Below are 26,685 nucleotides of genomic sequence, written 5' to 3'. Positions count from 1 at the left end.
AGGTTGATCCTATAATGGAATGCTTTAACAAACTTAACAAACTGATTTTGATAAAGTAAGAACCATTTGATATCGCTTACAGATAATTTGGCATACAATCACTCATCTATATTAATTGCCCGTATATTTATAACCCAATATTAATACGCCATGAAAAGACGCTCATTTGTTAAAAAAACCATTATCGGCGGCGCGGTAGCCTCCGCGTTACCAACTGTAAGCAAAGCCATAACCGTAAACACCGGGGCGGCCGTTAATGATTTTTACGAATTGCGGGTTTATACGCTAAAAGATGAAACCCAGCAAAAACTGGTAGAGGATTACCTGCAAAAGGCCTACATCCCCACCGTTAAAGGCCATGGCATTAACCATGTTGGTGTATTTACCGAGCTTAAACCCGAAGGGCAAACCAAAATATTTGTGCTTACCCAATACAACACCCTTGATAAGGTTGACCAACTGCAAGCACTGCTTGACGGCGACAAAAAATACCAGGAACTTGGGTCGGCTTATTTGAATGCCCCTGCCAGCGCCCCTGCTTATGAGCGTATTGAGAGTTCATTAATGAAAGCCTTTAAAAACATGCCGCACCTGGTAGCGCCCGAAAAAGGAAGTCGTATTTTTGAGTTAAGGCAATACCAGAGCGCCAGCGAAGCCGCAGGTAAAAAGAAGATTGAGATGTTTAACGACGAGGGCGAAATAGACATTTTTAAACGCCTGGGCTTTAAACCCGTATTTTGGGGCGAAACGGTGATTGGTCCGCTCCGGCCCAATCTTACCTATATGATCACTTTTGATGACCTCGCCGCAAAGGACGCCCACTGGAAAGCATTTGTTGCAGACCCGCAATGGAAAAAGATAAGCAGCGTACCCGAATACGCGGATGCCTTGCTGGTGAGCAAAATTACCTCAACCTTGCTGGTGCCTACCGCATACTCGCAGATATAAGATGCCTAAACATAAAAAGGTTTGTTATCTCCACGCATGAGGGATAACAAACCTTTTTGTTTTATACAACTTGTGCTTACGCGTTGGTCACGTTTTTCTTTAGCTCCACTTCCAGGTTTTGCAATTCCGTGTTGAGGGTTTTGCGGTTAGCAGTGCCCTCATCATGAATGCGTTTAACCTCGGTAAGGGTTTCAATTAATGACGCGGTGGTGCGTTTTAAAGTATCTAATGATACCACGGTTTTCTCATTTTCGCGGGCCACGTCGATGCTGTTTTGTTTAAGCAGCTCGGCATTCTTTTGCAATATGGTGTTGGTGGTATCTGATATCTTTTTCTGCATCTCCACGTTTTCCTTCTGGCGATTTAAGGCCACGGCTATGGTAAGCTGATTTTTCCAAACCGGGATGGTGGTTGATACTATCGACTGGGCTTTCTCGGCAATGGTGGTATTATTGCTCTGCACCACGCGGATCTGCGCCAATGATTGCAGCATAATAAACCTAACCACTTTTAAATCGGCCAGGCGTTTATCCAGGCGGTTCACAAAATCGCGCAGGTCGGCAATTTCATAGTCGTTGTAGGCCGATGGGTTGGCGTCCATCTGCGCTAACTGCTCGCTAAGCTCATTGTACTTTAACTGGCCGGAGATGATCAATTCTTCCATCTGATGGATGTACGTCACATTGCTATCAAACATGGTTTGCAATGAGCTATTATCCTTCAATGAATTAACCCTGCCGGCTTTAATCTTATTGGTGATCTTATCAATGTTGTTAATTACAGTATCGTACTTCTGGAAAAGCTTTTTAGCATCAAATACCAACTTTTTAACAAAAGGAATATGCGATATGAAGGAGGTGAACGCGTTTTGATTCAACTCATCTACATCGATATAATTAAGTTCGGTAAGCAAATCATTAATCAGGGAGCCAACCTCGCCCGAATTGTAGGTGCGTACCGATGTTAAAAAGTTATTGCTATACTTTTCCATCGAGGCCTGTACATCGGTGCCATAGTTAAGGATAGAGTTAACATCCTTAGGATCGAGTGCCTTGGCTACCTCGCCGTATTTCTGTACTTCGGTAGGGGTAATATTGGTTAAATCAACATTGCCTTCCTTATCCAGTAATTTTACCGGTGTTGTAGTGCCGGGTGCCGGAGTAACATTTAAGCTAACCGGGGTTATGTTTATCGGGTCTATGTTATTAGGTGAACCTTCCATTTTTTTAAGTTTTTTGTGGTGAATGGTGAATGGTCAGTAGTGAATGGTAAGTTGGCAGTGGCGAATGAACTTTTTCAACTCACCACTAACTATTCACCACTCTCTATAAATAGTTTTGTCCTACAGTACGTACGGTTTCTTCCAGTTTGCGGTCGCGGGTTGGTTCGCCAATGGCGTTAAACTTCCACTCGCCGTTCTTTTTGTAAAACACGCCCAATACCATTGACACATGGCCTGCAAACTCTTTGCTGTGCGCAATATCATAAGTTGCAAAAACCTCGTTAACGCGTATTGGCGTGCCTTCGTAAATTCGGATAGAAGCAAAAGGGATCGATCCAAAATCCTGCCCGCGGAAACTATTAAGCATAAATGCTACATAATTTACCGATGGACTGATGGATGAAAGATCAACCGTGATCACTTCGTTATCCAATCCGTCATTGCCATCCATATCGCCGGTAAGATCGTCGCCGCTGTGGCGTACCGAACCATCTTTTGCACGCAGGTTGCCAAAGTAAATTACATCTATCAGGCGTTTGTTTTCGTCAAACAAAGCACAGCTGGCGTCAAGGTCAACCGCCTCTTTGATGGTGCCAAAGCCAAACAGCCCTTTCTTTTCAATAGCGCCCCAGTTGATGCCTACACAAACACTTTGTAATTTGCTGCCATTACTTTTTTCGAGGCTGATGCGCTGCCCCTTTTGAAGATTAATTGCCATAATTTTATTGGTATTTGTTTAAGTAATCCTGCAAGCCGCCTTTCATGCCTGCGCCTACAGCTTCAAACTTCCAGTTGTTATCTTTTTTGTAGATACGGCCAAACTCTACAGCGGTTTCTATCGAAAAATCTTCCTCAAGCTCGTATTTCAAAATGTCGGCACCTGTTTCGGTATCAAAAATGCGGATAAAGGAATTACGCACCTGTCCAAAATTCTGACGGCGGGCTTCGGCCTCATGGATGGTTACCACGATGCATATTTCAGAAACTTTCGAGTCTATTTTAGATAGGTCTACTTTTACCTGTTCGTCATCGCCATCACCGTCGCCGGTAAGGTTATCACCGGTATGTTCAACCGCGCCATCCGGCGATTTCAGGTTGTTGTAAAAAACAAAATATTCGTCGGCAGGTAGTCTTTTATTATCGCCCAAAATAAAAACAGAGGCGTCTAAATCAAAGGCGCTGCCTGTTGATGAGCTATTGGTATCCCAGCCCAGCCCTACGGTAAATTTAGGGGCGTGGATGCTTTCGCGCTGGCCTTTTTGCAAATTAATTGCCATGTTTAATTAAAGTTTTATTGTTTATAAATAGGTTGTCGGCAATAAAGGTAAGGTTTTGAGTATAGGCATCAATAGTATGATAGTCGTTGCCCAAAGCCATATCATATAGCAAGTTTACAAAATCCATCGATTGATTTTGTATAAAAATACTAAAGCACTCGGCATTATAATTCAATATGTATTTTACAATGCGGGTGTTGATAGCAAAGTTGCCACTTTGTATAATAGGCTCCAGGTCAAATATGGTTTTTACCTGGTGGTAGTTCAAAAAATTTTCAATATTGGGGTGAATGTTTTTGTTTACCAGTTCGGCAAAGTAAAGCATATAAATATCATTATGCAGGCCATATTCGCCCACCATTTTCATGATCATGCGCTCGTGACTGCCGGTGATCTTAATATCATCCAAAAAGATCAAGGTTTTACCGGTCAGAAAATCTTTATCGATATGGAAAGAGTCGTTGCCAATGAGACTCATGCGCTGCTCGGCGTTTAATTCGCCATAATCCTCTTTATAGGTAATGGTGCGGTGTACCTTGGTTTCCTGTACCACGGGATGGCCATGTTGGGCCAACCAGCGGTTAAGTCGGTACACAAACCAGGTTTTCATGGCAAAGGTAGCCGTAGGAATAAATGAGTACGGACTTGAAATTACCACTATTTGCTGCGCGATGGGTTGCTTTGCCAACACCTGCTCAATAAAACCATTGGCAAGGGCAGCGCCAAAATCACGGGCCACGGCCTCGTCTCCAAACTTAAACCGACTGTAGCTATCCGGGCAAAACCCAAAATTGCTGGCGTTATCAATGTGATGTAATGAAAAGGTAGCGTTCATTAGCTTAATAAGCTTAAAATCGATTGGTTGTTTGAGTTGATGAGCAAACTTTTTATGCCTGCAGCCTTAGCTCCTTCCACATCAGCCCGTGGATTATCGCCCACGTGAATGATGCTGTTTAAGTTTATATTATTATTGATCTGTTTTATTTGTTGCAGCATTAAAGCAAACAAAGCCGGGTTTGGTTTTGACATCCCCACCTCATCTGAGTATAGCTGAAAATCAAAGTACTCGTGCAGTTTTAATTCAACCAGCACCTTGCGTAACGTTGCACCTTTTATAAAGCCGGTATTACTCAATAAATTAAAGGTAACACCTTCTTTTCGTTTTAGATGCTGTAGCGTAGAAATTGTTACAGGCGAGTACACCAGCGGCAGGTAGTAGAAAAGCAGCTTTTCCATATCCTGGTAAAGCTTAACAGTATCAATATCGGTAAGTGAAAGCTGGTTATCATTGATGAGGCTAATCACCATCAGGTACATTTCATCAGCATCAATGTTTTTACCCGTGTTTTCATTGACAGCATTGCACATCAAATCAACCTGCCTAAAGGCCTTGGCTACCTCATCAATACTTCTACCACCAGGATTAAAATCCCGGTGAAATATTTTGGTACGCTCAATTTTAAAATAAGGGTTCGATTTAATCAGCGTAAGCCATAAATCGAAGGAATAGTGGTGGTAAGGCATCTTGCAGGTTCGAGAGGGAGTCAAGAATTAAGAGTCAAGAATCAAGACAGCTGCATTTTGAGGTAACTTTGCCTCAAGCTCTTGTTTGAGGTGTAAATCAAGAAATCAAGTTCTCCGAAATCTTTCAAATAACTGTAGCTGTCTTGGCTCTTGATTCTTGACTCCTGATTCTTTTCCCCTGCAGCTGTCTTAATTCTTGACTCTTGATTCTTCCTCCTAATATTGTTTAAGCAGTTCTAAAAAATTATCGGTGGCAAAAGGTTCGCCAAGGGCGCGGAATTTCCAGGTGCCATCTTTGCGGTACACCTCAGCAAATTTCATGGAGCACATGCCGTTATAGGTCGAATCGCCGGATAGGCTGAACTTGGCTATTTCCTTACCGTGGTTATCAACGGCGCGGATAAAAGCATTTTCGACCATGCCAAAGTGTTGGTTATTGCGCTGCCCCTGGTATATAGCCACGATAAACAGGATGCGATCAAACTTAGGGTCGAGCGAATCCAGTTTTACGATGATCTGCTCATCATCGCCATCGCCGGCACCTGTGCGGTTATCGCCGGTGAGCCAGATATGGTTCGATGGGTGTCTTAGGGAATTAAAGTAAACAACATCGCCTTCAAACAGGCTTACTTTGTTACCATTGGGTTTAATAGCGGTACGCCCCCTATCGGCCACGCGACCATTTTTATCTAACAGGAAAGCTATCGCATCAAGGTCATATTCTTTTTCTTCGGCACCGCCGCCAAATAGTTTACCCAAAAAGCCGCTGCCGTGCGATTGGCGCACGTCCCAGCCCAGGCCAATAGTTACCGAAGAAAGATCGAAGCTTTCGCCTTTGTCATTTTTACGCAGATCAATAGTTTGACCTTTTACCAGATTGATTGCCATAGCCTTGCTTATTTAATGATCTGTCCTTTAAAATACTTGCTTAAAAAGAAGGCCAGGTCTTCCTTGTAACCTACACCCGATGCCTCAAATTTCCAGGCCCCGCTACGGCGATATAGCCTGCCAAATTCAATGGCTGTTTCTATAGAAAAATCTTCGCCCAACTCATATTTACAAACTTCCGATCCGGTAAGTTCATCAACTATGCGGATGTATGAATCGCGCACCTGGCCAAAGTTTTGCCTGCGAGGCTGTGCCTCGTGAATAGTAACAACAAATAAAATTTCCTGGATCTTGGCGTCAACCTTAGTTAAATCTACGTTGATGGATTCATCGTCGCCACCGTCGCTGTTACCGCCCGATGGATCATCGCCGGTATGATGTACCGATGAATCGGGCGAGTCGACATTATTATAAAACACGAAAAATTCATCCTGGGGTACAAAGCGGTTGGCATCAATCATGATAGCCGATACATCCAGGTCGAAATCATAACCTGTGCCTTCATTGGGGTTCCAGCCTAAACCAACTGTCATCCTGGATAACCCGATATCTATTTTTTGTCCTTTTTGAAGATTAATAGCCATTGTAAAATGTATTTATATATTGACAAGCAAGCGGCCTAAATGTTACGAAAACGCACGGGTATTTTGCTTGCCATAGGTTTAAAATGCGAAACTAAGGTATATGTTTTTTTAATACGGAAGGTGAAATAAAAATGAAGGCGTTGCCTTTCTAAATCCCTTCTAAAGGAGAGACAAAAGAGAATATGTACTCATATGTTTCTTGTCTTTGCTCCTTAATCCTTCCGTCCTTGCTCCATTATCAATGATAATTGTCAACTTTACATAACCTTATAAGCCAGTTAGTATCATGATAAAGCCCGCCCCAAAATCAAATACCGAACAAGTAACCGAATACATTCAAAAACTGGATAACCCTACCCGTGAAATTGTAGAAGCTATACGGCAAACTGTATTATCCACGCATGCCGAAATTGGAGAAGAGATAAAATGGAACGCGCCCAGCTTTTTATACACAGGAGAAATGAAATCTTTTGAGCCAAAGGAGTATAAACGTTACATTATTGTAATGAACCTGCATAAACGCATTTTGCTGGTATTCCCCAGCGGTGCAAAAGTGGCTGATACAACCGGGCTGTTAACTGGTGATTATGCCGATGGTCGTCGCTTGGTTTATATAAAAGATATGGATGATTTGAAAATTAAAGAAGCGGGGATAAGAAAAGTGATATTAGATTGGCTGGCTTTGGTGGAGAAATAGGGATTACTTTGTTTTCACTTTCTTTTCTCTTTTTACCGGCGAAGTCATTTTAAGAATTGTTTTGCCATGCACAATATCTTTAGGGCTTTTAACTTTTTGAACGGCATTATGCCAGGCCTGCTCAATTAGCCCGGTTACGTATGCAATAGGGAAATCATTTTGATTCTCGAAAAACAGGTAGCGATATTGGTTGCCGTTGCCTAATAGAAGTTTTTGTGGGTCGGCCAGTTCAGATCCCCAGTAAAAACCAAAATGGATTCCCTGGCTGCTGCGATATACCGCTATGGAGCAAAAAGTTTGCCCCAGCTTTTCTGTTACCGACCAGCCCACAGCCAGCGCGTTATAATTATCATAAATAAGCTCGTTGGCCTGCGGGTACATGTCCCAAACAAACTCGCGCAACCAAATTACTTTTTCGCGTACCTCGGGTTTAAACTCATATAAAAACCTAAGCAGGTCTGATACTTCTTCTTTAGGCATGGTTGTAGTTTTAATTGGTTGTAAAACTTTACTGCGGTGCTATAAACAACTCCCCGGTTTTGGGTCTGTGCATTCAACCAGCGAATAATGATAAATATAACATTTTTATTATTGGTCAATTCCTTCTTAATCAGTATAAAATAATGTTGCCAAGCCGGCGGCTTGCAAGCATTTCGTTTATTTCAGCCCGCGACTGCCTCAAAAGGATATTCCGCATGGGGGCCCTAAGGTGCTATGTATTTGTGTGGTGGTAAAATGTAGATTATTAGGCTTTTAAAGCAACAGCTAAATCTTATCTTTAAGCATTATTCAATGCCATGTATAAACAGCTTCCCATATTTTTTTTCTTTTGGGTTATATGTTCTTATGCATCGGCCCAAAATCTTAACGATCAGAAACCAGCTTACCTCTCAGTAAAGGATGGCTTACCAGATGCCTCCATTACCGCTATTTGCCAGGATAGCGATGGCTTTTTATGGATTGGCACCAGTGACGGGCTTAGCAGGTATGATGGTGTAGTGTTTGTAAATTACTATCATTCAAAGCAACAACCCTCTTTGCCGGGCAATTATATTAATAAACTGATTCCGTTAAGCGCTCACAGATTGTTGGTGGCTTCTACAACCGGCTTGTGTTTGTTTAATACCCGCACAAACACTTTCAAAAATCTGATCATTAAAGCCGAGGCCGCAATGTTTGGTTTTGAAAACAACTTTACGGCAATTGCCGTAAGTAAAGACGGGCACCTGTGGGCCGGCTCTCAAACTTGCTTGTATGAATTGGATACAGCCCTTAATATTTTACAACGAAGAAGTGATTACCGGAAAAAAGGGGTGAGTCAAAATCTTTTTCTATATGTTGAAAGCCTAAGATCACTGCCCGGCGGTAATGTTGTTTTTGAAACGCAGCAAAGCATGGGTAAATCGCCTTATCGTTGGTATTTATCTGAAAATAAAAAGATAATTCCGTTGCAAAACTCTATTTCTCCGTATAAACGCATTTTTGATCCGCTGCAATTAAGGGATTTTACTTTTAATACCGAAGGGGACGCCTTTTTTATTAAGCGAGGTGTTGACAGTTTGTTTTTTTTAGATGTTGACCTAAACCACGTAACGGCCACACGGCTTGATAAAATTAAAGGCAACAGCCAGATTTCTTTTAACAGCCAGGTTAGTGTAATTAAAAACCAGTTCTTTGGTTGCTCCTTACTTGACGGCGGTTTGTTGTATACAAATATGCTTGGGGCCGTAAAAGCAAACGGTAAACCGCAATGGCATATTACCCTGCCAGGCAAGCACGTTACCAGCGTTTTTTGTGATAGGGAGAATAATATATGGATAGGCACAACAAACGGCTTATATAAGTTTACCATGGCCTTAAGCAGCGTAGCAGTATCTGCCTTGCCGCAAATAGGGGTAACAACAGGACTGAATATCGAATTGTCGAATATTTTTATGGACAACAATAACATCTTTCTCTCCTCAACAGGTGGGGGCTTATTTTACACGCAAGCCAATGAAATAAACTGGAAAAACCTTACCTGGAAACCTAAAAGTGAACTGAACGATACCTGGAATATAAGGGCAACAGGCAGTGACAGATATTGGATTGGTACACAGCGCGGTTTATTTGAGTGGCATGCCGGGGCCAAACATGCTACACCTTTATTGCTATCCCAAACCTGGCAATGGATAAATGCACTGCCGGTTACAACGCAATTTTTGGATAGAGAGGGTATTTTATGGCTTGGACTTGGTGTGGGTAAAGGAGTTGCTGCTTTTAATTTAAATAACAAACAGATAAAGTTGTACTCATTAGAAACCCCCAACCGTTTTCCGTTGCGATACCCTGTAACCATAGCCGAAGATGAATTGGGTAATTTATGGATGGGCGGCGTTGAGGGACGGGGCCTGGTATGCTGGAACCGAAACCGGGATAAATTTACGTTGCTACCGCCGCAGTTTAACAGCGAATTTGATAGTGGGGTAATTAATACCATTTATGCCGATCATAGGGGCAGCCTGTGGCTGGGTACATCGGGAGGGCTTTTTCAGTTCAATATAGCATGCCGGTTGTTTAAAAAATATGGTGTGCCACAGGGATTGTCGTCAAATACCATTTACAGCATAGAGGCAGATAGCGCCAAACATTTATGGATAGGCACCAAAAACGGGTTAAGTTGTATGGGGCTTGCAAATAAAGACGTAGTTAATTTTAATGGCTATTATCAAAACTCAGAAGATGCGGTTGCCTGTATAAAATATGATGCCACCAACCATAAGATATACTTTATTACGCCGCATAATTTCTACAAGGTTGCGCCGCGGGAGTGGTTGCGCCGTCGTGAGGCCCCCTCTTTATTTATAACTTCGATAGTTTCATCGGGCATAGATTTATCAAACCATCAAAATATCGAACTCCATTACAGTAATAACAATATTAATATAGCCTTTAGCGCTGTAAACCTGGTAGATGGCGGCGAAACCAAATACTTTTATCGTTTAAATAGTCATCAAAAAAACTGGACTTCTACCCAAGGGGCAAGACAGGTAAGTTTTTCAAGTCTTTTGCCGGGGCGGTATGCCTTTGAGGTAAAAGCTCAGTTATCTGACGGCACCTGGAGCAAAAACAGGGAAGTACTTTTGTTTTCGGTAGCAAACCCTTTCTGGAAAACGTGGTGGTTCATCCTGCTTGATGTTACCGTTGCTTCGCTTATCATTTATGTATTTTACAATTACCGCATCCGGCAAATAATGGCATTGCAAAACATTCGGAGCAGTATTGCCTCTGATTTGCATGACGATATTGGCTCTACGCTGAGTAACATTTACATACTAACCCAGCTAAGCCATGCCAACCTTGGTCGGCCAGAAAACGCCGACCGGTTTTTGACCCGCATTGCCGAGGAAGTGGCATCATCGAGCCAATCATTAGACGATATAGTTTGGAGTATTAATACCAATAATGACAACTTTGAGCAGGTGGCGGCACGCATGCGCAGGTACGCGGCCGATTTATTAGAGAGTTCTGAAATTGAGTATCATGTTGATTTTGATGAAAGGCTGTTGCATAAAAAATTAAACCTGGAGCAACGCCGGGATATTTACCTTATTTTCAAAGAAGCCTTAAATAACATATATAAACACGCGAAAGCCACAGCGGTAACAATAGCCTTGACAACCGATCGTGATTTTTTTAAAATGACAATCGGCGATAACGGAGTTGGCTTTGATCCCCGAGAACCAACTACCCGCAACGGGCTAAAAAATATGCATACCAGGGTAAAAAAACACAGGGGGAATTTAATGGTTACTTCGCAAAAAGGAGCGGGAGCCACGGTGTTGGTTGTTATGAAAATTTTCCGTTAATCACTCAAATGAGCGATTGGCAGATAAAGTATTAAAAAGTACCTTAGTATTTATGCCTGTAACTATTGTATTATTTGAGGATAACGACCGGCTCAGGGAGTCACTATCGTATCTGTTAGGTGCCTGTGACGGTTACGATGTTAAAGGAGATTACAACAACTGTAATGACGCTGTTGCTATCATTAGGCAAATGCAGCCCGATATTGTGTTAATGGATATTGATATGCCGGGCAATTCGGGCATTCAGGGCGTTGCCATGGTTAAAGATACAAGGCCCCAAACGGCCGTAATCATGTACACTGTTTTTGAAGACGACGAGCGCTTATTTCAATGCATTTGCGCCGGTGCCGATGGTTATTTGCTTAAAAAAACGCCGCCGGTTAAGTTATTTGACGCCATTGCTGAGGTATTGGATGGAGGTGCCCCCATGTCGCCACTTATAGCCCGGCGGGTCTTAAATTCATTTCAGCAAAAGCCGGGTAACAGATACAATCTGTCGGCCCGCGAGATAGAGGTACTTCAATTGTTAATTAAGGGAAACAGCATAAAAATGATTGCCGCTCAGCTTCACATTGCCTTTGATACCGCACGCTCGCACCTTAAAAATATCTATCACAAATTGCACGTTAACTGCGGTAAGGAAGCTATCGCGAAAGCACTTAACGAAAAAATAATTTAAGTTTTCTGTTTTTTCGGTAAATCCTTCATTCACTCAAAAAGAGGATTGACCAGGTTAGCGCATATTTTCAAATTAGTTGTCTGTTTATCAGTATCAATAAAACAGCCGAAACTTTATGAAAAATGCAATCTACCTTTCAATCCTGTTATTTTTATCAGCAATCGTAACGATATCTACGGGCTGTAAAAAAAATAATCCGCCGCCGGCGCCGGTCATTAGTACAATTTCGCCTTCGTCAGGGTTAGCTGGTGCGTCAGTTACCATCAATGGCTCTAACTTTGATGCCTCGGCCGCCGGTAATACGGTTAAATTTAATGGTTCGGCTGCAACAGTTATATCATCCAGCGGCAATACATTGATTGCAACTGTACCGGCGGGCGGCAGTACAGGAACCGTAATGGTAACCACAACAGCCGGCACCGCCACCGGACCAGTATTTACATACCTGCAAGCGCCGGTTATAAGCACTATTAATCCCATTTCGGCCAAGGCGGGTACCGCTATTACCATTACGGGGACTAATTTTGATCCGGTTGTTGCTAATAACTCGGTTAAGTTTAACGGAACCGCGGCAACCATCACATCTGCAACAAGTACTTCACTGGTTGTAACCGCGCCTGCGGGCGGCAGCACTGGAGCCGTAACCGAAACCACAAGCGGCGGTACCGCCACAGGCCCGGTATTTACCTATTTGCAGGCACCAGCCATTTCTGGTATCAGTCCGGCTTCGGGGGTGGCAGGTGCGTCAATAACCATTACAGGGACAAATTTTGATGTTACGGCAGCAAATGATATTGTTAAGTTTAACGGAACAACGGCTGCTGTTACCAGCGCTACTGCCACACAATTGGTTGTGGTTGCGCCTACGGGCGGCAGTTCGGGCAATGTAACCGTTACTACCCTGGTGGGAACATCAAACGCTTTTGCTTTTACTTATGTTGCATCTACTGGTGCTGGTATTTATGTGGTTGGTTCTGATACCCGCTACGGGTACGGTTACTGGCAAAACTCAAAGTTTACAGCAGTGGCCGATTGGCTTAACCCTTACGGTATGGTTGGTGTGGGGGCCGATATTTATGTGGCCGGTGTTTCAACAGCACACACACCCAACTATTGGAAAAACAGTATCGCTACGCAGCTTTCTTCCCAAACAGGGTACACAGTTTCCGTTGCCATTACCGGAACTAATATATATTGCCTTGGCACGGCCAATAATACCTGGAATGTGTGGAAAAACGGCACCGCGCAGGCCTTAACCACCATAGTGACCGATATTATTTCCGGAGGCGCTAACGGTATGGCTATCAGCAACAGCGGCGACGTATATGTTGCAGGCGCACGCTATTTAAGCCGGTCGACTATTTTGAAGGCAACCTATTGGAAAAATGGTGTTCCGGTTGATATTACCAACGGCGTAAGCTCTGGCAGCGCCCAGGCCACGGCTGTATACATATCCGGGAGTGATGTTTATATTGCCGGTACAGAAGAAATACGTGACGCTACTACCGGCGGAGTTGTTAATAAGGCGCCCCGTTTGTGGAAAAATGGTGTAGCGGTATCCATGAGCACTCCCGCAAACAGCTTATTTAACGACGTTTCGTGCATATCGGTATTTGGCAGCGACGTCTATGTTGGAGGACGGTATAACGGCACCGGGGCTGTTTGGAAAAACGGCAGCATGATAAATATTGCCGGATATGCGCTTGCAGAGAATGTTTCTTCAATATTTTTATACAATAACACTGATTTGTATGTAACCGGCGCCTCGTCATCATCCGGCAACAACTGTTATTGGAAAAATGGAAACTTTGTTGAAATGGACCCCGGTTGTACCGTAGCAAGTTCAAACTGTGCAGCTACCTTTGCCAACCAGGTTTTATCCATTTACGTGAAATAAAAAACCTCAAAAGTAAAAGGGCCTTACTGAAAAGCAAGGCCCTTTATTGTTGCGGAATGGACGGGTCCGCGAAAATGCCGTTTTTGACCGCTTAGATCAATATTTCGTATCTTAGGTAACCGATAAGGTAACCGAATAACTTGATTTCAATTGATTGATTTTGACTCGCTCGATACGAATTTAGGCCAAAAATCCGACATTTCCAACTCCTATCATCTATGGATTTCTTTAACGGTTAGTTTGATTTCCAATCCCAATGTATCACATAGTTTTTGCAGGTTAGCCATTGTTAAATTACCCTTTGAAGATTCAAATTGCTTGAGTGTGCGAAGCGACACTCCGGACAATTCTGACACTTCCTCTTGCGTAACTTGAAGTGATTTACGTCTTGTTTTTATGGTAGCAATTATTTCTTTAAAGTGCATTATAGTGCTCTTTTGGGGATTTAAATTAATAATATTTATTATCAGCACATTGAAAGTGCATTTAATTGCACTTTCAATGTGCTTTATCAAAGTCGTACAACGACACGCTAAGAGTTATTACTAAGTTGCCAATAATTCCGCATTGGCTTTGAGCTTTCTCTTTAATAAACGCATATCACTGCCAACTTTGTTATCTGTTAACTTCGCATAATGCTGGGTGTGCTTTAGGGATTTATGCCCAAGCATTTTTGATACCGTTTCCATTGGTACACCATTTTCAAGCGTGACCGTTGTGGCAAAGGTATGCCGGGCGATATGAAAAGTTAAATTCTTATTTATTTTGCATTGGTCGGCAATTTCTTTCAAATACGAATTCATTTTCTGGTTGGTAAGCACAGGTAAAACAGAACATCTTTTTATACAGGTAGGATGCTGGTTGTATTTATTCATAATCTGTTCTGCAGCCGGTAGAAGCGGCAGGCGTGTGATTGCTTTGGTCTTTTTACGCTTAGTGTTTATCCATTTTTCGAGGCCTTCCCCGGCTATGATATCATCACGGTGTAATTTGTAGACATCAACATATGATAATCCGGTAAAGCAGCTGAAGAGAAAAATATCTTTAACATGTTCTAACCGGTCGATAACGAATTTTTTTGAGACGATCCTATTTAACTCGGCTTGGGTCAAGGCCACTGGTTCAGCCTCTTTCCTGTTAAATTTATAATCGACAAAGGGATCACTTTTTAACCAACCTTTCTTAACACATTCCAAAACGATCTTTTTAAAATTGCTTAAATACTTCATAGCTGCATTGTGCCCGCAATTGCGTTCACTCTTCAGCCAGAAACCAAAATCGGAAATGAACTCATAATTTAATTGTTTGATGTTTAGGTCATGTTGTTGATATTTCCAGTTGATAAATGCTTGCGCATGCCCCTGTACTGTTTTATAACGTGTAAGGGTAGACCGCTCAAAATCTGTTCCTATCAATGAGGCGATGCGTTCATTGTGCTTCTCTATTTCAGCAATGATGGTATGCTCCTGATCTTCTTTCCCGGTGAGCAGGTCCTTTATATTTTGTGCAGTAATGGGTTTGCTCATCTCCATTAAATGACGTTTGATCTGATAGACTTTACTTGTTATTACATCGAGATAAGAATTTAATTCTCTAGCATCCTTTTTGTTGCCTGTAGCCCGGCCAAACTCTGTATTCCAATTCAAAGTATCCCATTGCCGTTTGAGCGAAATATCCTTCCGTTCACCATCGACGGTAATTCGCAGATAAATATATTTTTTGTGTTTTTTTTGTGTTTTTGTTTGTTTGAGATAATAAAATAGTCCAAAGCTTTTCTCTAGCATAGTTGATCTTTATAAATGAAAAAGCTGGTAAGATGCACAATTATGGCTGCTCAATTACAGAGGAGCCCGCAGATTACCCATGAATACAAAAGGTATTTTGTTTAAAGAGAGTTTTGGCGTAATATAAAATACTATATCACGCCAAAACTGCTTTTTTTTATATAGTTTTGGCGCAATATAAAAATCTATATCACGCCAAAACTCATAATTTATGGAAAATGTAATTGGTAGAACAGAAGAAAAAACAATAATTAAACGGATTGAAAATTCTGGTGAACCTGAGTTGCTTGCTGTATATGGCCGTAGAAGGATTGGAAAAACATTTTTGATCAGGAATGGATTTATTAATGGCTTAGCATTTGAGTTTTCAGGCACGCATAATGCAACACTTCATCAGGAACTGGAAAGTTTCAGCCTGGCCTTAACCAATGTTAGCGGCGGAATTCAGTTAGCTAAACCAGATAGTTGGATACAGGCTTTTCAAATGCTGATCCAATACCTTACGCCTTTAGTTAAAAAGGGCAGACAAATTGTTTTTTTTGATGAGTTTCCCTGGATAAATACACCCCGATCTGGTTTTTTGCCTGCATTTGAAAATTTTTGGAACAGTTGGGCCTCCAAAGAAAAGAATCTTGTAGTGGTGATCTGCGGTTCTGCAGCATCCTGGATGATAAAAAAAGTCATCAATAACCGTGGCGGCCTTCATAATAGAGTAACACGCAGAATACGTTTACTGCCTTTTACGGTGGCAGAAACCGCAGATTATTTAAAGCACAGAAAAGTCAAACTGGATAAATATCAAATATTACAGATCTATATGGCCATGGGTGGGATACCTCAATACCTGAAAGAGATAGAATCGGGAGATAGCTCAGCTCAGGCGATTGACAAATTATGTTTTACCAAAGACGGGTTGCTCCACGATGAATTTAAAAATCTCTATTATTCCTTGTTCGACAGTGCGGAAAACCACATTGATATTATAAGAGCTTTAGCGAGCAAAGGCAAGGGGTTGACACGAACTGAGATCATCGAAACCTGCAAGCTGACATCCGGTGGCTATACCTCGCAGCTATTAAATGAGCTAACAGAATCTGGGTTTATTACACCTTACATCCCCTTTGGCAAAACTTCGAAAGACAATGTTTATAAGTTAACAGACGAGTACTCCCTATTTTATATCAAATTTATTGAAAATAGCCGGGCAATAGGACCCGGTACCTGGTTAATGTTCTCGGCAGGCGCATCATGGAAAAGCTGGAGCGGCATAGCCTTCGAAAGTATATGTATGAAGCATATTGATCAGATCAAGAATGCCATCGGAATCAAAAACGTTTATTCAGAAGTTTCTGTCTGGAGGTATCAACCCAAATCGAAGGGCGAGCAAGGTGCACAAATTGATATGTTAATCGACAGGGCTGATCGCTGTATTAACATATGTGAAATGAAATTTGCTTCAGATACTTTTGAAATAACCAAAGCATACGCGAAGGAACTTGACAATAAGCTTAAAATTTTTCAAGAGCAAACGAAAAGTAAAAAGTCGCTATTTATGACTTTGGTAACTACGTATGGTATAAAAAACATTCGTAGCTATCCGGGATTAATACAACAGCAAATTACCATGGATGTACTATTTGAGGTATAACTTCTCAGAATCACATTTTAATTCCAATTATAATGACGTACTGCTGTGCAACCTTCTTGATATAAGAACTGTCTTGCTTTTATTAAATTCGTAGACATAAGATCATAAGGAACCAGTCAATACTTATTTTGTTGCAGTTATTCTTAGCGACATTAGCGCAGGCGCAATCCCCCGGACAGGTATTAAACTGGCAATACGATCACTATCTACTTTCGATAGGTATAAACCGTCTGCCATTTTCCAGCTGAAATGGTGCAGATCGGTGACGATGTCGCGGCAAAATAAGGTCCGCGACCGGTCTGTTTGCTTGGCCGAGTCGATCAACAGGTCGGTCGCCGCCAAGTTCATTTCCTTTAACACGTAAGATGCCGGCTTGGGTTTTGTCCCGTTCTGATAGATGGCCGTGATGTTACGGAAATAGATCGCGCCGACATGGATAGACGGCATCGACCTAGAGAAAACACTCAAAAAAGCACAAAGCGTATTCTCTTAAACCCATATGAAACACGGATTAATAATCGATATGGACGGCGTGATCTACGCTGGTGACGAACTGATCGAAGGCGCTGATGTTTTCGTCAAACGCTTACTCGATAAGAAGATACCCTTCACTTTCCTGGCCAACAACAGCTCCAAAAGCCGCGCGAATGCGGTCGGGAAGCTGTCCAAACTGGGTATCAAAGTGACCGAAGCACACATCTACACTAGCGCCATGACAACTGCTACTTTCCTGACGGAACATTATCCCGGCTGCAGCGTCCATGTTTTGGGTGAAGGCGGCTTGCTGAAAAGTCTGAGTAATGCCGATATCCGTATGGTAACAGCAAAACCGGATCTGGTGCTCCTCGGCGAAGGTTACGAATTCAGTCTGGATAAGGTACACCAGGCGGTGGATATGATCCTTGCCGGTGCAAGCTACATCGCGACCAACCGCGATCCCTCACCGCGGCGCGAGGGCTGGAATAATTTGGGTATTGCGGCTACCGCAGCCATGATCAAAGAAGCCAGCGGCCGTGAACCTTTTGTGATCGGCAAACCTAACCCCTTGATGATGCGTTCGGCGGCGGCCTATATGGGGTTGAAGCCGAAATAGGTTACGGTCATCGGCGATACGATGGAAACCGACATTATTGGCGGTATCTATATGGGCTTCAAAACAATACTGGTGTTATCCGGGATCGCTGACGAAAAAGAGTTGGTGAAATACGGCTACCGGCCGCACCTAATCGTAGACTCGGTAGAGCAGATCAGATTTCCTTTAGCATGGTGGCAATAATCCGGACAAAAGTGGAGCCCGCTTCTGTAGATCTACCGGTTGGCTGTAGTACCGTCCAGAAAACCGTAAACCGTGTTCAACAAGGATTCCAGATCAAACGGCTTGTACAGGATCCCGTCGCAGCCCTCTGGGAGCGCCGTGTCCGCCGCCGTAAAGCAAGCTGAGAAAATAACCACCGGAATATGGCGGTATTCGGGTGAAGCCTTTAACTGCCGGCAAAGATCGCCGCCATTGGTATCCGCGAGCCGGTAGTCCAGCAGGATCAATTCCGGCGAGAATTCCCGCACGGCATCGAACAGCTGACTGCCCAACGCGATATCCCAATACCTCAAACTGCTCATACAACAGTGCTTCGGCAACGACGTCCAGGATGGCCTGGTGATAAAATGTTTGCAGGAGTCCGCATCCCTAAGCCACTGCTAAACAAAACCCGTTGTTTTTGGTTTATTTGCTATTCACGGAAAACCTGTCCCATTATGCAACTGACCAACGGAGAAAATTTAGAGAAAGCGGTACTGACCGCACCCATCGGTATCTGCATACTGGATGCGGCCACATTGGTCGCTGAGATCGTTAACGATAAATTCCTGGAGATCGCAGGCAAGCCCAGGGCAGCAATCCTCGGCAAATGGTATTGGGAACCTTTTGCCGAAGCAGAATCACTTTATGCAAGTGCGCTGAAAAGAGTGGCAGAATCGGGTGAGGCATTTTATGCCAACGAAGTTGAATTGATGCTTATCCGTCACGGCCGTGAAGAACTGATCTTCGTAACCTTCGTTTATGCACCGGTTTTGGATAACACGAATAAGGTCAGCAAGATCGCGGTCTGGGTACTGGAAAATACCAAGCAGGTAAAAGAACGGCGGGCCATTGCTGCCGACGAAGAAAGGCTGCGCGCCCTTGTTACCGCAACATCCGATGTGATCTACAGCCTCAGTCCCGATTGGGAAGTGATGCGACCGCTGGATGGCCGCGGCTTTTTGCGCGACACCCTGGAACCGATCACGGGCTGGCGTGATCAAAACGTCTACCCGGACGATATGGAAATGGTCAATATAAAGATCAGCGAAGCGATCCGGGATAAAAAGATCTTTGAATTGGAACACCGCGTATTGCGCGCTAACGGTTCGACGGGCTGGACCTTTTCCCGCGCGGTCCCCATTCTGGATGACCGGGGCGAGATCCTGGAATGGTTTGGTACCGCCAGCGATATTACCCAACATAAGCAGATCGAAGCGGCCTTGCGGGAAACCCGTGAACAGGCAGACCGTCAACGCAGGGTCTATGAGACGATCACTTCCGGAACGCCCGACCTGATGTATGTCTGGGACCTCGATTATAATTTTACCTATGTCAACAGTGCACTGCTGGCCATGTGGGGCAAGACCTGGGACAACGCCATCGGCAAAGGTCTGCGTGAGAATGGTTATGAAGAATGGCATGCTGCAATGCATGAACGGGAGATCGACCAGGTCAGGGCAACCAAAAAATCCGTGCGAGGCGAGGTGGCTTTCCCCCATGCCACCCTGGGCAAACGGATCTACGATTATATTTTGATACCGGTACTGAATGCTGAAGGGGAAGTGGAAGCTGTTGCGGGCACGACAAGGGATATTACCGAACGTAAGGTCTGGGAAGAGAAACTGGCCCAGGCCTCGGAAGAATTACAGGCTGTGAACGAGGAGATGATCGCCGTAAATGAAGAACAGGCTGCCTCCAATGAGGAATTGATCACCACCAATGAAGAACTGATCTCGATGCAGCAGCGCCTGCAGGCCACGAATCATGAACTGGAGACCAGCACTTCACGTTTAAAGATGGCTATCGAATCCACCCGCCTGGGCACCTGGGATTATGATCCCCGCAGCGGCGCACTCTACTGGTCAAAGGAATGCCGCGAGATCTATGGACTACCGCCTGACCAGGAGCCGACTTTTGCTACTTTCTCTGAGCACATCCATCCGGAAGACCACGACTGGGTACAACAACAGATACAAAGAGCCATAGACCCCCAAAAAGGGGGGCATTATGAAATCACTTTTCGGATCATTCGTTTTGGAGATGAAGAGATCCGCTGGATCAAGGTACAGGGAACCGCATTCTTTGACCGGGGTGAGGCGGCCCGGTTCATCGGAACCGTGCTGGACATTACCGATATCAAATCCGCCGAAGAGCAAAGCGCCAAACTGGCTGCGATCATTCAGTCCTCGGATGATGCCATCATCAGTAAAACCTTCGACAGTGTGATCACCAGCTGGAACGATGCGGCTGAACGGATCTTTGGTTATACCGCGGGGGAAATGATCGGCGAAAGCATCTATAAGCTCATACCTGATGAGTTGCATCATGAAGAGCCGCAGATCATCTCGCGTCTGAGATCCGGGCAACGGGTACAGCACTTCGAAACCAAACGGCAAACCAAAGATGGCCGCCTGATAGATGTGTCGCTGACCATATCGCCGATCAGAGACCGGCAGGGTAACATGATCGGTATATCCAAGATCGCGCGTGATATCACGGAGAAAAAACTCGATGAGACCCGGAAAGGCGATTTTATCGGGATGGTGAGCCATGAGCTCAAAACACCGCTGACCTCACTCAGTGCGATCGTCCAGGTGGCTAACCTCAAGCTAAAGAACAGTGAAGACAAATTTCTGATCGGAGCTATAGAAAAAGCTGGACAGCAGGTCAAACGGATGACCAACATGATCAACGGCTTTTTGAATATCTCCCGTCTGGAATCGGGTAAGATCCATATCGATAAACAACCGTTGGATATCGGGGAACTGATCGCGGATATGATCAGCGAAGCCAGCCTGACCGCAAATACCGATCTGATCCGGTTTGACCGCTGCCCACCGATCACCGTGACAGCGGACCGGGACAAGATCGGCTCTGTGATCTCCAATCTGCTCAGCAATGCGATCAAATACTCTCCTAAAGGAGCACCGATCGAGATCAGCTGCGCTGCGGGCGATGGACAAGTGACCGTCAGTGTAAAAGATGAAGGCCTGGGGATCAGAGCCCAGGACTTAGATAAGATATTTGACCGTTATTACCGGGTGGAAGCAGATCACACCCGACATATTGCGGGCTTTGGCATCGGACTCTACCTGAGCTCGGAGATCATTGAACGTCACGGCGGCAAAATATGGGCAGAAAGCGAACCGGGCAAAGGCAGCATCTTTCATTTTAGACTGCCGCTCTGATGACCCATAGGACATCGGATAAAAAAGGGGACACCTTGCGGCATCCCCTAATCAATTCAGATAAAAATGAATTATTCAACCTCCGCAGCAGCGGCTTCGTTTACATAATTCTCGGCTACCTGGGTCAGCAGGGAATCTGCATTTTTTTCTTCGGCCAGGGTTTCATCTAGCAGGCTTTGCGCTTCGCTGTAACCTAACGTTCCTGCCAAAGTGCGCAGGGTGCCATAAGAGGCGATCTCGTAATGTTCTACTTTTTGAGCTGCCGAAATAATGGCCACATCGCGTACTTCAGTTCCTTTATCCGTATCTGATAACAGTTCAGTGGCCTCTGCTAACAAGCCTTCCATGGCCAGACATTTTTTAGCGGCAGCTTTTTCACCAACTGAGGCAAACACGCTTTCCAGACGGGTGATCTGGTTCTTGGTTTCTTCCAGGTGGGTAGTGATCGTTTGTTTCAGATCCTCCGAAGTTGCGCCCTTGATCAGTTTCGGTAAGGCGGTAGCTAAATGCTTTTCGGCCCAGTAAATATCTTTCAATTCGTCAACGAATAATTCTTTTAAAGCGCTTTCGGCTTTTTCAGAGCGGCTTGCAGCTGCTGCAGTCGCTTTTTTGTTTGTTTTTGTAGGCATAATGTTAGATTTTAATAGTTTTTGATTTGATATTTGACTGCGGAATCAATCGCACATAAACAGTACAAATAATATTCCAGTAAGTGCTTATTCTTTTATTGAACTGATCTCGCCGTTGCGTTCCATATAAACTTTTTCGATCTTGTTCATATCCTCGGTCATGGCTGATTTCCGGACGCCCTGCATGATGTCCTCTTCACAAACCAGCGCGTCTTTCATGTGCTCCTGGTTAAATCGCCCTTTTTCGAAAAGTACCATTTTGTCCCCTTCGATGAACCGCCCGAAAGCCTTGCTGTGCGCGATCAGCCAGCCGAACAGCCGGTGCAGCAACACGATCACGAAACAGCAAACCACGACGGGCACGAAATCAGACGCACCGACGATCGCCCGGCTCATCACTGCACCGAGTGAAATCGTAATAATATTATCCAGCGGCGTCCGTACCCCAAAGGAGCGGCGTCCGGAGATCCGGATGAGGATTAGCGCGATCACGAATATGACCGCGGCGCGATCACTCATCTGCAGTGCGTTGAGGTCTTTGCCTTCGCCGAAAAGTTTATTTAATAGTTCCATGTCCGATCAGTTTGATTGCCGGTTGCTCACCCAGTCTGCCGGTCACTTTGAACCGCTTACCGGCTTGTTCGTTATAATTTATAAAAAAATGTTCCAGTTGATTTAAGATAGCTTCCGGCAGGTCTTCCAGCGTTTTGACCTCTGAAAATAGCTGGGAAACTTCGGGGACGCCGATGAAACGATCATTGCGCCGGGTCCGGCCATCGCGCTCAGTTTGTTCCGCTTGTAACGCACCGATGATGCGGCAATCGATCATACAGCCCGGAAAGGTCGCATATTCGTCCAGTACAATGATATCCAGCGGATCGCCGTCTTCACCTTTGGTCCCCGGGATCATGCCGAAATCAAAAGGAAAAGCCAGGCCGGCCGGTAATACTTTGTTGAGCCGGAAGCGGTTTTCTTTTTCATTATAATCAAATTTCTGGCTGGAGCCTTTAGGGCTTTCCACCATTATCGTTACGGTTATCGGCTTTTTCATTTGGCTGCGGGTCTGGGTTTACGGGCAACGGATTTTCGTTTCTGGTTCTCCTCCGCGGCATCAATGGAATGCGTTTTGGTCAGGTCGTTTTCCTTTTCTGCCAGGTTTGATAGCTGCCGGTAGAATTTATACAGGTGATCCAGTTCCTCCTCGGTCAGGTCTTCAATGTTCACCATCCGGTTGCTGGTGCCTTCATGCGAGGCCAGCAGTTCATTTAGTTTCAAATGGATAGCCTTTGAATCCTTGTTCTGCGATTTTTGAATGAGGAAGACCATCAGAAAAGTGACAATGGTCGTCCCTGTATTGATGATCAGCTGCCAGGTATCCGAATAATGAAAGACAGGTCCCGTGATTAGCCAAACCACGATCGTGCCGATAGCGATAAAAAAAGCCGCCGAACTACCGGTAGCCGCCGTCGCCCAATTGGAGAACCGCTCAAAAAAATTGCTTTTCTTTTTCATAATCCGCCAATTTTTACACCCGCATCTTTGAACCCTTGTAACAAGGCCTGTTGCAGGCGCATCTTCGTATCCCAGAAACCATGGGCCGCCACCCAGACATTGATGGCCATCACAAAATTATCCTGTTCCAGCTGCGAGATGCCGATCCGTCGCTCGGGGGTTTTGAGACAGGCCTCTTCCTGATCGATGATCCCGCCGATCACTTGTTGCACCTGTGCGATATCCACGCCGTTTTTAAATTTGTAGTCGATGTCCAGCCGCCGGCTGCCTTCCCGGCTGATATTGATGATCATATTGTTCGACAGCATGCTGTTGGGCAGGATCACCGAGCGGTTATCGTAAGTGGTCATCAGCGTATAAAAGATCTGGATCGAAGTTACCGTACCTTCCAGGCCCTGGGTGATGATATTGTCGCCCACCACAAAGGGCTTGAGCAGCATGATCAGGATGCCGCTCGCGAAGTTCTGCAGCGTGCCCGAAAGCGCCAGCCCAATCGCCACGCCGAACGCGCAGACCAGCGCCGTAAACAGTGTCATCTGGATCCCCATGATCTGCATGACCCCCAGTACCAGTAATACCCGCAGCACCACGCCCAGCAGGCTTGCTAAAAAGGACTTCAGGGTAGGGTCAACTTCCTTGCGGTGCATGCCTTTATGCGAGCGGTTCAGCAGCAGTTTGATCAGCCAGAGGCCGATAAACAATACGATCATTCCTACGAGAAAACGCGGCCCGAACCGGATCACCCAGTCATAAGCCTTATCATAAAACTTTGTTAAATTCATTCCAGTTTACCGTTACCCGGCCATCCCCCGGAATAAAATATTCCAGGTGACCATGATTTATTTCCTTACCATTTATCAATGTATGATCAACCCTGACCTCGAACGCGGGAAGTTTTTCCTGATCAGTCTTTACGATCACCAGCCTGCTTTGCAGCCGTCCGTCGCCCGCCAGTTTAAATTTGGCCGGGCGGTGTTTTTCGGGGGAGAAGCCATAGGTCGGATAGTCAGTGCAGATCATAAATGACGCTCCCTCGATCCGGATGTAATGCCGCGGCAGGATACCGAAAGCGTTCCCGGCACCGTAGACCTCCTGACCGACCTCGCCGGATTTTTCCCAGCCGTCATGCAGGTCCTCGAGCGCAATCCAGAGACCGGCGTTCACTTCGCCAGTTTTCACTTTTTCCGCCAGCATTTCTTTGGGCAGCATCGGCGGGTAATAAAAAACTGCCCGGTCGATCAGGTACCGGATATACTCGGCCATCAGCAGGCGCAGAGAGGGCAGGATATCGACGCCCTCCGCGTGGCGCAAGTAATCATGGAAAGCGCAAAAAACCTCTTCCTCTTCATAAGCCGCCGTATAAGGCGCGTCGTTCAGTGGGAAAAGCGCAAAGAAGGACGGGAAATTCTTACCGTACCCATAATTGCAGTCCCACAGCCGGGTATTTTTAAAAACACTAGCCAGGCAAAGATAGCTCAGCTCCCGGTAGACCTCTTTTTTGGTGATCTTATATAAGCGCAGCAGCGCGCCGGCAGAAAAGGCAGTATTGTTCGCCTGGTAAAACACCTCAAAGCCCAGCCCTTTCAGTTTCAGGGCCGCCTTCTCGGCTTCCGCGAGATAGCGTTTTTCACCCGTCAGTTCCCAAGCCTGCAGTAATACATGCGCATAGAGACCCGGCACATCCTTTTCGCCGCCCTTGCCCGGGCGGGTCTCGGCCTTGATCACTTCCAGCGTATCCATCTTATAAAACACCGGCCAGTTGTAGTCAAATTGATGGGCCACCTTGATCACAAATTCCAGTGAGCCCAGGAACAACTGCTCCGCCGCCTTATCACCTTTCAAAGCTAAGCGTGATAAATTAAGCATCGGGTGCTGCAGGTACCAGGAATCCATGACCAGCGGCTTTTTATGTTCTTCCTCGCCGTTCAGCTTATCCAGCGCTTTAGGATGCCAGCGCATAATGGTTTTCAAATCCTCATCATAGAACGGCGGCAAACCCGCTTTGATCTTTTTCATCACCTCCAGGCGGTCGCCGTTCCATTCCACATAGTCCAGCAGGGGCAGCAGGATCGCCAATTGGACCATGATCTCCGGCGGGGTCAGGTAGTCACAGACATATGCATTGAAATAATGGTATCCGTCTACCTGTGACCAGCAGCCCGGGCTGTCCTGCAGATCGGCAAGGCCCCTCTTTAAAACGTCCGGCCATTCCTTATAGCTGGTGAGTGGCAGCGGCAGGCGAAGGTAGATCGCGGCCAGCAGGTCCAGGTATTGCCTGACCATCGCCGCTTCATCCGCCGGCACATCGTCGCTCAGGGCAATGAAAGCGTCGCTCATGATATACTGCTGACCGGCTTCCAGCGGTTTATTTTTCTGCGTCGGCGGCAGCGCAAAACCGATTTCCGGCCATTCGCCGCCTACCGTATCGCCGGCCGAGGTTTCGGTAGCCTGGTTATAATCCGCCAGCGCGGTCAGGTTCTGAAGATAAAAAACCGAACCGGCAGCCGGCCGCGTTAAACTGAAATACAACTGCCCGGAACGCGTGCCCACCTGGCTGACCCTGACATTACCCTCCGCCAAAACGTCGCTGCCGGCGGTGCCGAGCACGACGATATCCCGCGGCCAGTAGGGAAACAGCAGCGGTGCTGAGGGAACAAGCCCTGTCGTCAGGCGAATAACCGGTGTGCCTTCACCCGGCAGTTCCAGCACCGTCTCACATCTGCCGATCAGAGAAGAACACCGAAAGGTCACCCGGTCTCCTGCTGTTACCGGCTGTTCCAAAACCAGCTCGTCATTTGGAGCATAGGCCATCCGGAAGCCGATCCGGCTGCCGTTCGGCCAGGTAACCACCAGCCAGCAACTGTCGCCGGTCAGGTATACCCGCAGCCAGTAGCCGCCGGCATGTTGTTCATAAACTGCAGGCCGGGAAGAATCATTCAGTTTTGAATTGGCTGTGAGCAGCCAGGCAGATACAGGTTTCATGATCGAACTCAGGTTGTGTTCTGCAATAACTACTATTGGTTAAAAAATGTTTGTTGGTTTTCTTTCTAAAAAATTTTATTA

Annotated in this window: 27 protein-coding genes; 9 read left to right on the top strand and 18 right to left on the bottom strand. The window is 45.4% G+C overall.

Going from position 1 to position 26,685, the window contains the following annotated elements:
- The first annotated feature begins 150 nt into the window (after positions 1-150).
- Complete coding sequence (locus QWZ17_RS21620; RefSeq protein WP_290307398.1) at positions 151-948, top strand: NIPSNAP family protein; 798 nt, start codon at positions 151-153, stop codon at positions 946-948.
- A 76-nt stretch (positions 949-1,024) separates the two neighbouring features.
- On the opposite strand, the gene QWZ17_RS21615 is transcribed toward QWZ17_RS21620, so the two are convergent.
- From QWZ17_RS21615 to QWZ17_RS21585, 7 genes are all read right to left on the bottom strand, one after another.
- Positions 1,025-2,170, bottom strand: a complete 1,146-nt coding sequence (locus tag QWZ17_RS21615; protein WP_290307397.1) for a toxic anion resistance protein — start codon at positions 2,168-2,170, stop codon at positions 1,025-1,027.
- A 103-nt stretch (positions 2,171-2,273) separates the two neighbouring features.
- Entirely contained in the window at positions 2,274-2,888 is a 615-nt protein-coding gene (locus tag QWZ17_RS21610; protein WP_290307396.1) for a TerD family protein, read from the bottom strand.
- Positions 2,889-2,892: 4 nt separating this feature from the next.
- On the bottom strand, positions 2,893-3,447 hold the full coding sequence (locus QWZ17_RS21605; protein ID WP_290307395.1) for a TerD family protein: 555 nt from the start codon (positions 3,445-3,447) through the stop codon (positions 2,893-2,895).
- Positions 3,437-4,282 (bottom strand): phosphoribosyltransferase family protein, encoded by an 846-nt coding sequence (locus QWZ17_RS21600; RefSeq protein WP_290307394.1) that lies wholly within the window; start codon positions 4,280-4,282, stop codon positions 3,437-3,439. Before QWZ17_RS21600 ends, QWZ17_RS21605 begins: the two co-directional genes overlap by 11 nt.
- Positions 4,282-4,971 (bottom strand): HAD family hydrolase, encoded by a 690-nt coding sequence (locus QWZ17_RS21595; RefSeq protein ID WP_290307393.1) that lies wholly within the window; start codon positions 4,969-4,971, stop codon positions 4,282-4,284. Before QWZ17_RS21595 ends, QWZ17_RS21600 begins: the two co-directional genes overlap by 1 nt.
- A 216-nt stretch (positions 4,972-5,187) precedes the next feature.
- Positions 5,188-5,859 (bottom strand): TerD family protein, encoded by a 672-nt coding sequence (locus QWZ17_RS21590; RefSeq protein ID WP_290307392.1) that lies wholly within the window; start codon positions 5,857-5,859, stop codon positions 5,188-5,190.
- An 8-nt stretch (positions 5,860-5,867) separates the two neighbouring features.
- Positions 5,868-6,443, bottom strand: coding sequence for a TerD family protein (locus tag QWZ17_RS21585; RefSeq protein ID WP_290307391.1), 576 nt, complete (start codon positions 6,441-6,443; stop codon positions 5,868-5,870).
- Between the two features lie 286 nt (positions 6,444-6,729).
- On the opposite strand from QWZ17_RS21585, the gene QWZ17_RS21580 reads away from it, so the two are divergent.
- Positions 6,730-7,140, top strand: a complete 411-nt coding sequence (locus tag QWZ17_RS21580) for a DUF1801 domain-containing protein (RefSeq protein ID WP_290307390.1) — start codon at positions 6,730-6,732, stop codon at positions 7,138-7,140.
- A gap of 3 nt (positions 7,141-7,143) precedes the next feature.
- Here QWZ17_RS21580 and QWZ17_RS21575 read toward each other — a convergent pair whose 3' ends face one another.
- A complete protein-coding gene (locus QWZ17_RS21575) occupies positions 7,144-7,620 on the bottom strand; it encodes a hypothetical protein (protein WP_290307389.1) in 477 nt (158 codons plus the stop codon).
- A 317-nt stretch (positions 7,621-7,937) separates the two neighbouring features.
- Between QWZ17_RS21575 and QWZ17_RS21570 the strand changes: the two genes are divergently transcribed.
- From QWZ17_RS21570 to QWZ17_RS21560, 3 genes are all read left to right on the top strand, one after another.
- Positions 7,938-10,988, top strand: coding sequence for a ligand-binding sensor domain-containing protein (locus tag QWZ17_RS21570; RefSeq protein WP_290307388.1), 3,051 nt, complete (start codon positions 7,938-7,940; stop codon positions 10,986-10,988).
- Positions 10,989-11,040: 52 nt separating this feature from the next.
- The gene (locus QWZ17_RS21565; RefSeq protein WP_290307387.1) at positions 11,041-11,667 is read left to right on the top strand and encodes a response regulator; all 627 of its coding nucleotides are present in this window, start codon (positions 11,041-11,043) and stop codon (positions 11,665-11,667) included.
- A 115-nt stretch (positions 11,668-11,782) separates the two neighbouring features.
- Positions 11,783-13,564, top strand: coding sequence for an IPT/TIG domain-containing protein (locus QWZ17_RS21560; RefSeq protein WP_290307386.1), 1,782 nt, complete (start codon positions 11,783-11,785; stop codon positions 13,562-13,564).
- A gap of 212 nt (positions 13,565-13,776) precedes the next feature.
- Here QWZ17_RS21560 and QWZ17_RS21555 read toward each other — a convergent pair whose 3' ends face one another.
- Entirely contained in the window at positions 13,777-13,989 is a 213-nt protein-coding gene (locus QWZ17_RS21555) for a helix-turn-helix domain-containing protein (protein ID WP_290307385.1), read from the bottom strand.
- Positions 13,990-14,109: 120 nt separating this feature from the next.
- A complete protein-coding gene (locus QWZ17_RS21550; protein WP_290307384.1) occupies positions 14,110-15,348 on the bottom strand; it encodes a site-specific integrase in 1,239 nt (412 codons plus the stop codon).
- A 211-nt stretch (positions 15,349-15,559) separates the two neighbouring features.
- On the opposite strand from QWZ17_RS21550, the gene QWZ17_RS21545 reads away from it, so the two are divergent.
- Positions 15,560-16,996, top strand: coding sequence for an AAA family ATPase (locus QWZ17_RS21545; protein ID WP_290307383.1), 1,437 nt, complete (start codon positions 15,560-15,562; stop codon positions 16,994-16,996).
- 123 nt (positions 16,997-17,119) lie between these two features.
- Here QWZ17_RS21545 and QWZ17_RS21540 read toward each other — a convergent pair whose 3' ends face one another.
- Entirely contained in the window at positions 17,120-17,344 is a 225-nt protein-coding gene (locus QWZ17_RS21540; RefSeq protein WP_290307382.1) for a hypothetical protein, read from the bottom strand.
- A gap of 151 nt (positions 17,345-17,495) precedes the next feature.
- Here QWZ17_RS21540 and QWZ17_RS21535 point away from each other — a divergent pair, with 151 nt between their 5' ends.
- Together QWZ17_RS21535 and QWZ17_RS21530 are read left to right on the top strand one after the other, a co-directional pair.
- Positions 17,496-18,089 carry an HAD-IIA family hydrolase gene (locus tag QWZ17_RS21535; RefSeq protein WP_290307381.1) on the top strand — a complete coding sequence of 198 codons (594 nt, stop codon included), beginning with the start codon at positions 17,496-17,498 and terminating at the stop codon, positions 18,087-18,089.
- Between the two features lie 9 nt (positions 18,090-18,098).
- Positions 18,099-18,272, top strand: coding sequence for an HAD hydrolase-like protein (locus QWZ17_RS21530; RefSeq protein ID WP_290307554.1), 174 nt, complete (start codon positions 18,099-18,101; stop codon positions 18,270-18,272).
- 32 nt (positions 18,273-18,304) lie between these two features.
- Here QWZ17_RS21530 and QWZ17_RS21525 read toward each other — a convergent pair whose 3' ends face one another.
- On the bottom strand, positions 18,305-18,613 hold the full coding sequence (locus tag QWZ17_RS21525; RefSeq protein WP_290307380.1) for a response regulator: 309 nt from the start codon (positions 18,611-18,613) through the stop codon (positions 18,305-18,307).
- Between the two features lie 135 nt (positions 18,614-18,748).
- Here QWZ17_RS21525 and QWZ17_RS21520 point away from each other — a divergent pair, with 135 nt between their 5' ends.
- On the top strand, positions 18,749-21,481 hold the full coding sequence (locus tag QWZ17_RS21520; RefSeq protein ID WP_290307379.1) for a PAS domain S-box protein: 2,733 nt from the start codon (positions 18,749-18,751) through the stop codon (positions 21,479-21,481).
- Between the two features lie 71 nt (positions 21,482-21,552).
- On the opposite strand, the gene QWZ17_RS21515 is transcribed toward QWZ17_RS21520, so the two are convergent.
- The 6 genes from QWZ17_RS21515 to QWZ17_RS21490 form a co-directional block, all read right to left on the bottom strand.
- Entirely contained in the window at positions 21,553-22,110 is a 558-nt protein-coding gene (locus tag QWZ17_RS21515) for a YciE/YciF ferroxidase family protein (protein WP_290307378.1), read from the bottom strand.
- Positions 22,111-22,197: 87 nt separating this feature from the next.
- Positions 22,198-22,683, bottom strand: a complete 486-nt coding sequence (locus tag QWZ17_RS21510) for a DUF421 domain-containing protein (protein WP_290307377.1) — start codon at positions 22,681-22,683, stop codon at positions 22,198-22,200.
- On the bottom strand, positions 22,667-23,161 hold the full coding sequence (locus QWZ17_RS21505) for an inorganic diphosphatase (protein WP_290307376.1): 495 nt from the start codon (positions 23,159-23,161) through the stop codon (positions 22,667-22,669). The genes QWZ17_RS21510 and QWZ17_RS21505 overlap by 17 nt, the downstream gene beginning before the upstream one ends.
- Entirely contained in the window at positions 23,158-23,622 is a 465-nt protein-coding gene (locus QWZ17_RS21500) for a low affinity iron permease family protein (RefSeq protein ID WP_290307375.1), read from the bottom strand. Before QWZ17_RS21500 ends, QWZ17_RS21505 begins: the two co-directional genes overlap by 4 nt.
- Positions 23,619-24,404, bottom strand: coding sequence for a mechanosensitive ion channel family protein (locus tag QWZ17_RS21495; protein ID WP_290307374.1), 786 nt, complete (start codon positions 24,402-24,404; stop codon positions 23,619-23,621). The genes QWZ17_RS21500 and QWZ17_RS21495 overlap by 4 nt, the downstream gene beginning before the upstream one ends.
- Positions 24,382-26,604: a glycoside hydrolase family protein gene (locus QWZ17_RS21490; RefSeq protein WP_290307373.1), complete on the bottom strand. Its 2,223-nt coding sequence runs from the start codon at positions 26,602-26,604 to the stop codon at positions 24,382-24,384. Before QWZ17_RS21490 ends, QWZ17_RS21495 begins: the two co-directional genes overlap by 23 nt.
- Positions 26,605-26,685 lie beyond the last annotated feature (81 nt).

The organism is Mucilaginibacter flavus, from assembly GCF_030409315.1.
Classification (GTDB): domain Bacteria; phylum Bacteroidota; class Bacteroidia; order Sphingobacteriales; family Sphingobacteriaceae; genus Mucilaginibacter; species Mucilaginibacter flavus.
Note: the sequence above shows the minus strand (reverse complement) of the source record. Positions and strands in the feature narration are given on the sequence as shown.

Bases quoted from the DNA above. Each gene is read 5' to 3' on its own strand.
- QWZ17_RS21620 (WP_290307398.1), top strand. From the start codon at position 151: ATGAAAAGACGCTCATTTGTTAAAAAAACCATTATCGGCGGCGCGGTA.
- QWZ17_RS21615 (WP_290307397.1), bottom strand. From the start codon at position 2,170: ATGGAAGGTTCACCTAATAACATAGACCCGATAAACATAACCCCGGTT.
- QWZ17_RS21610 (WP_290307396.1), bottom strand. From the start codon at position 2,888: ATGGCAATTAATCTTCAAAAGGGGCAGCGCATCAGCCTCGAAAAAAGT.
- QWZ17_RS21605 (WP_290307395.1), bottom strand. From the start codon at position 3,447: ATGGCAATTAATTTGCAAAAAGGCCAGCGCGAAAGCATCCACGCCCCT.
- QWZ17_RS21600 (WP_290307394.1), bottom strand. From the start codon at position 4,282: ATGAACGCTACCTTTTCATTACATCACATTGATAACGCCAGCAATTTT.
- QWZ17_RS21595 (WP_290307393.1), bottom strand. From the start codon at position 4,971: ATGCCTTACCACCACTATTCCTTCGATTTATGGCTTACGCTGATTAAA.
- QWZ17_RS21590 (WP_290307392.1), bottom strand. From the start codon at position 5,859: ATGGCAATCAATCTGGTAAAAGGTCAAACTATTGATCTGCGTAAAAAT.
- QWZ17_RS21585 (WP_290307391.1), bottom strand. From the start codon at position 6,443: ATGGCTATTAATCTTCAAAAAGGACAAAAAATAGATATCGGGTTATCC.
- QWZ17_RS21580 (WP_290307390.1), top strand. From the start codon at position 6,730: ATGATAAAGCCCGCCCCAAAATCAAATACCGAACAAGTAACCGAATAC.
- QWZ17_RS21575 (WP_290307389.1), bottom strand. From the start codon at position 7,620: ATGCCTAAAGAAGAAGTATCAGACCTGCTTAGGTTTTTATATGAGTTT.
- QWZ17_RS21570 (WP_290307388.1), top strand. From the start codon at position 7,938: ATGTATAAACAGCTTCCCATATTTTTTTTCTTTTGGGTTATATGTTCT.
- QWZ17_RS21565 (WP_290307387.1), top strand. From the start codon at position 11,041: ATGCCTGTAACTATTGTATTATTTGAGGATAACGACCGGCTCAGGGAG.
- QWZ17_RS21560 (WP_290307386.1), top strand. From the start codon at position 11,783: ATGAAAAATGCAATCTACCTTTCAATCCTGTTATTTTTATCAGCAATC.
- QWZ17_RS21555 (WP_290307385.1), bottom strand. From the start codon at position 13,989: ATGCACTTTAAAGAAATAATTGCTACCATAAAAACAAGACGTAAATCA.
- QWZ17_RS21550 (WP_290307384.1), bottom strand. From the start codon at position 15,348: ATGCTAGAGAAAAGCTTTGGACTATTTTATTATCTCAAACAAACAAAA.
- QWZ17_RS21545 (WP_290307383.1), top strand. From the start codon at position 15,560: ATGGAAAATGTAATTGGTAGAACAGAAGAAAAAACAATAATTAAACGG.
- QWZ17_RS21540 (WP_290307382.1), bottom strand. From the start codon at position 17,344: ATGAACTTGGCGGCGACCGACCTGTTGATCGACTCGGCCAAGCAAACA.
- QWZ17_RS21535 (WP_290307381.1), top strand. From the start codon at position 17,496: ATGAAACACGGATTAATAATCGATATGGACGGCGTGATCTACGCTGGT.
- QWZ17_RS21525 (WP_290307380.1), bottom strand. From the start codon at position 18,613: ATGAGCAGTTTGAGGTATTGGGATATCGCGTTGGGCAGTCAGCTGTTC.
- QWZ17_RS21520 (WP_290307379.1), top strand. From the start codon at position 18,749: ATGCAACTGACCAACGGAGAAAATTTAGAGAAAGCGGTACTGACCGCA.
- QWZ17_RS21515 (WP_290307378.1), bottom strand. From the start codon at position 22,110: ATGCCTACAAAAACAAACAAAAAAGCGACTGCAGCAGCTGCAAGCCGC.
- QWZ17_RS21510 (WP_290307377.1), bottom strand. From the start codon at position 22,683: ATGGAACTATTAAATAAACTTTTCGGCGAAGGCAAAGACCTCAACGCA.
- QWZ17_RS21505 (WP_290307376.1), bottom strand. From the start codon at position 23,161: ATGAAAAAGCCGATAACCGTAACGATAATGGTGGAAAGCCCTAAAGGC.
- QWZ17_RS21500 (WP_290307375.1), bottom strand. From the start codon at position 23,622: ATGAAAAAGAAAAGCAATTTTTTTGAGCGGTTCTCCAATTGGGCGACG.
- QWZ17_RS21495 (WP_290307374.1), bottom strand. From the start codon at position 24,404: ATGAATTTAACAAAGTTTTATGATAAGGCTTATGACTGGGTGATCCGG.
- QWZ17_RS21490 (WP_290307373.1), bottom strand. From the start codon at position 26,604: ATGAAACCTGTATCTGCCTGGCTGCTCACAGCCAATTCAAAACTGAAT.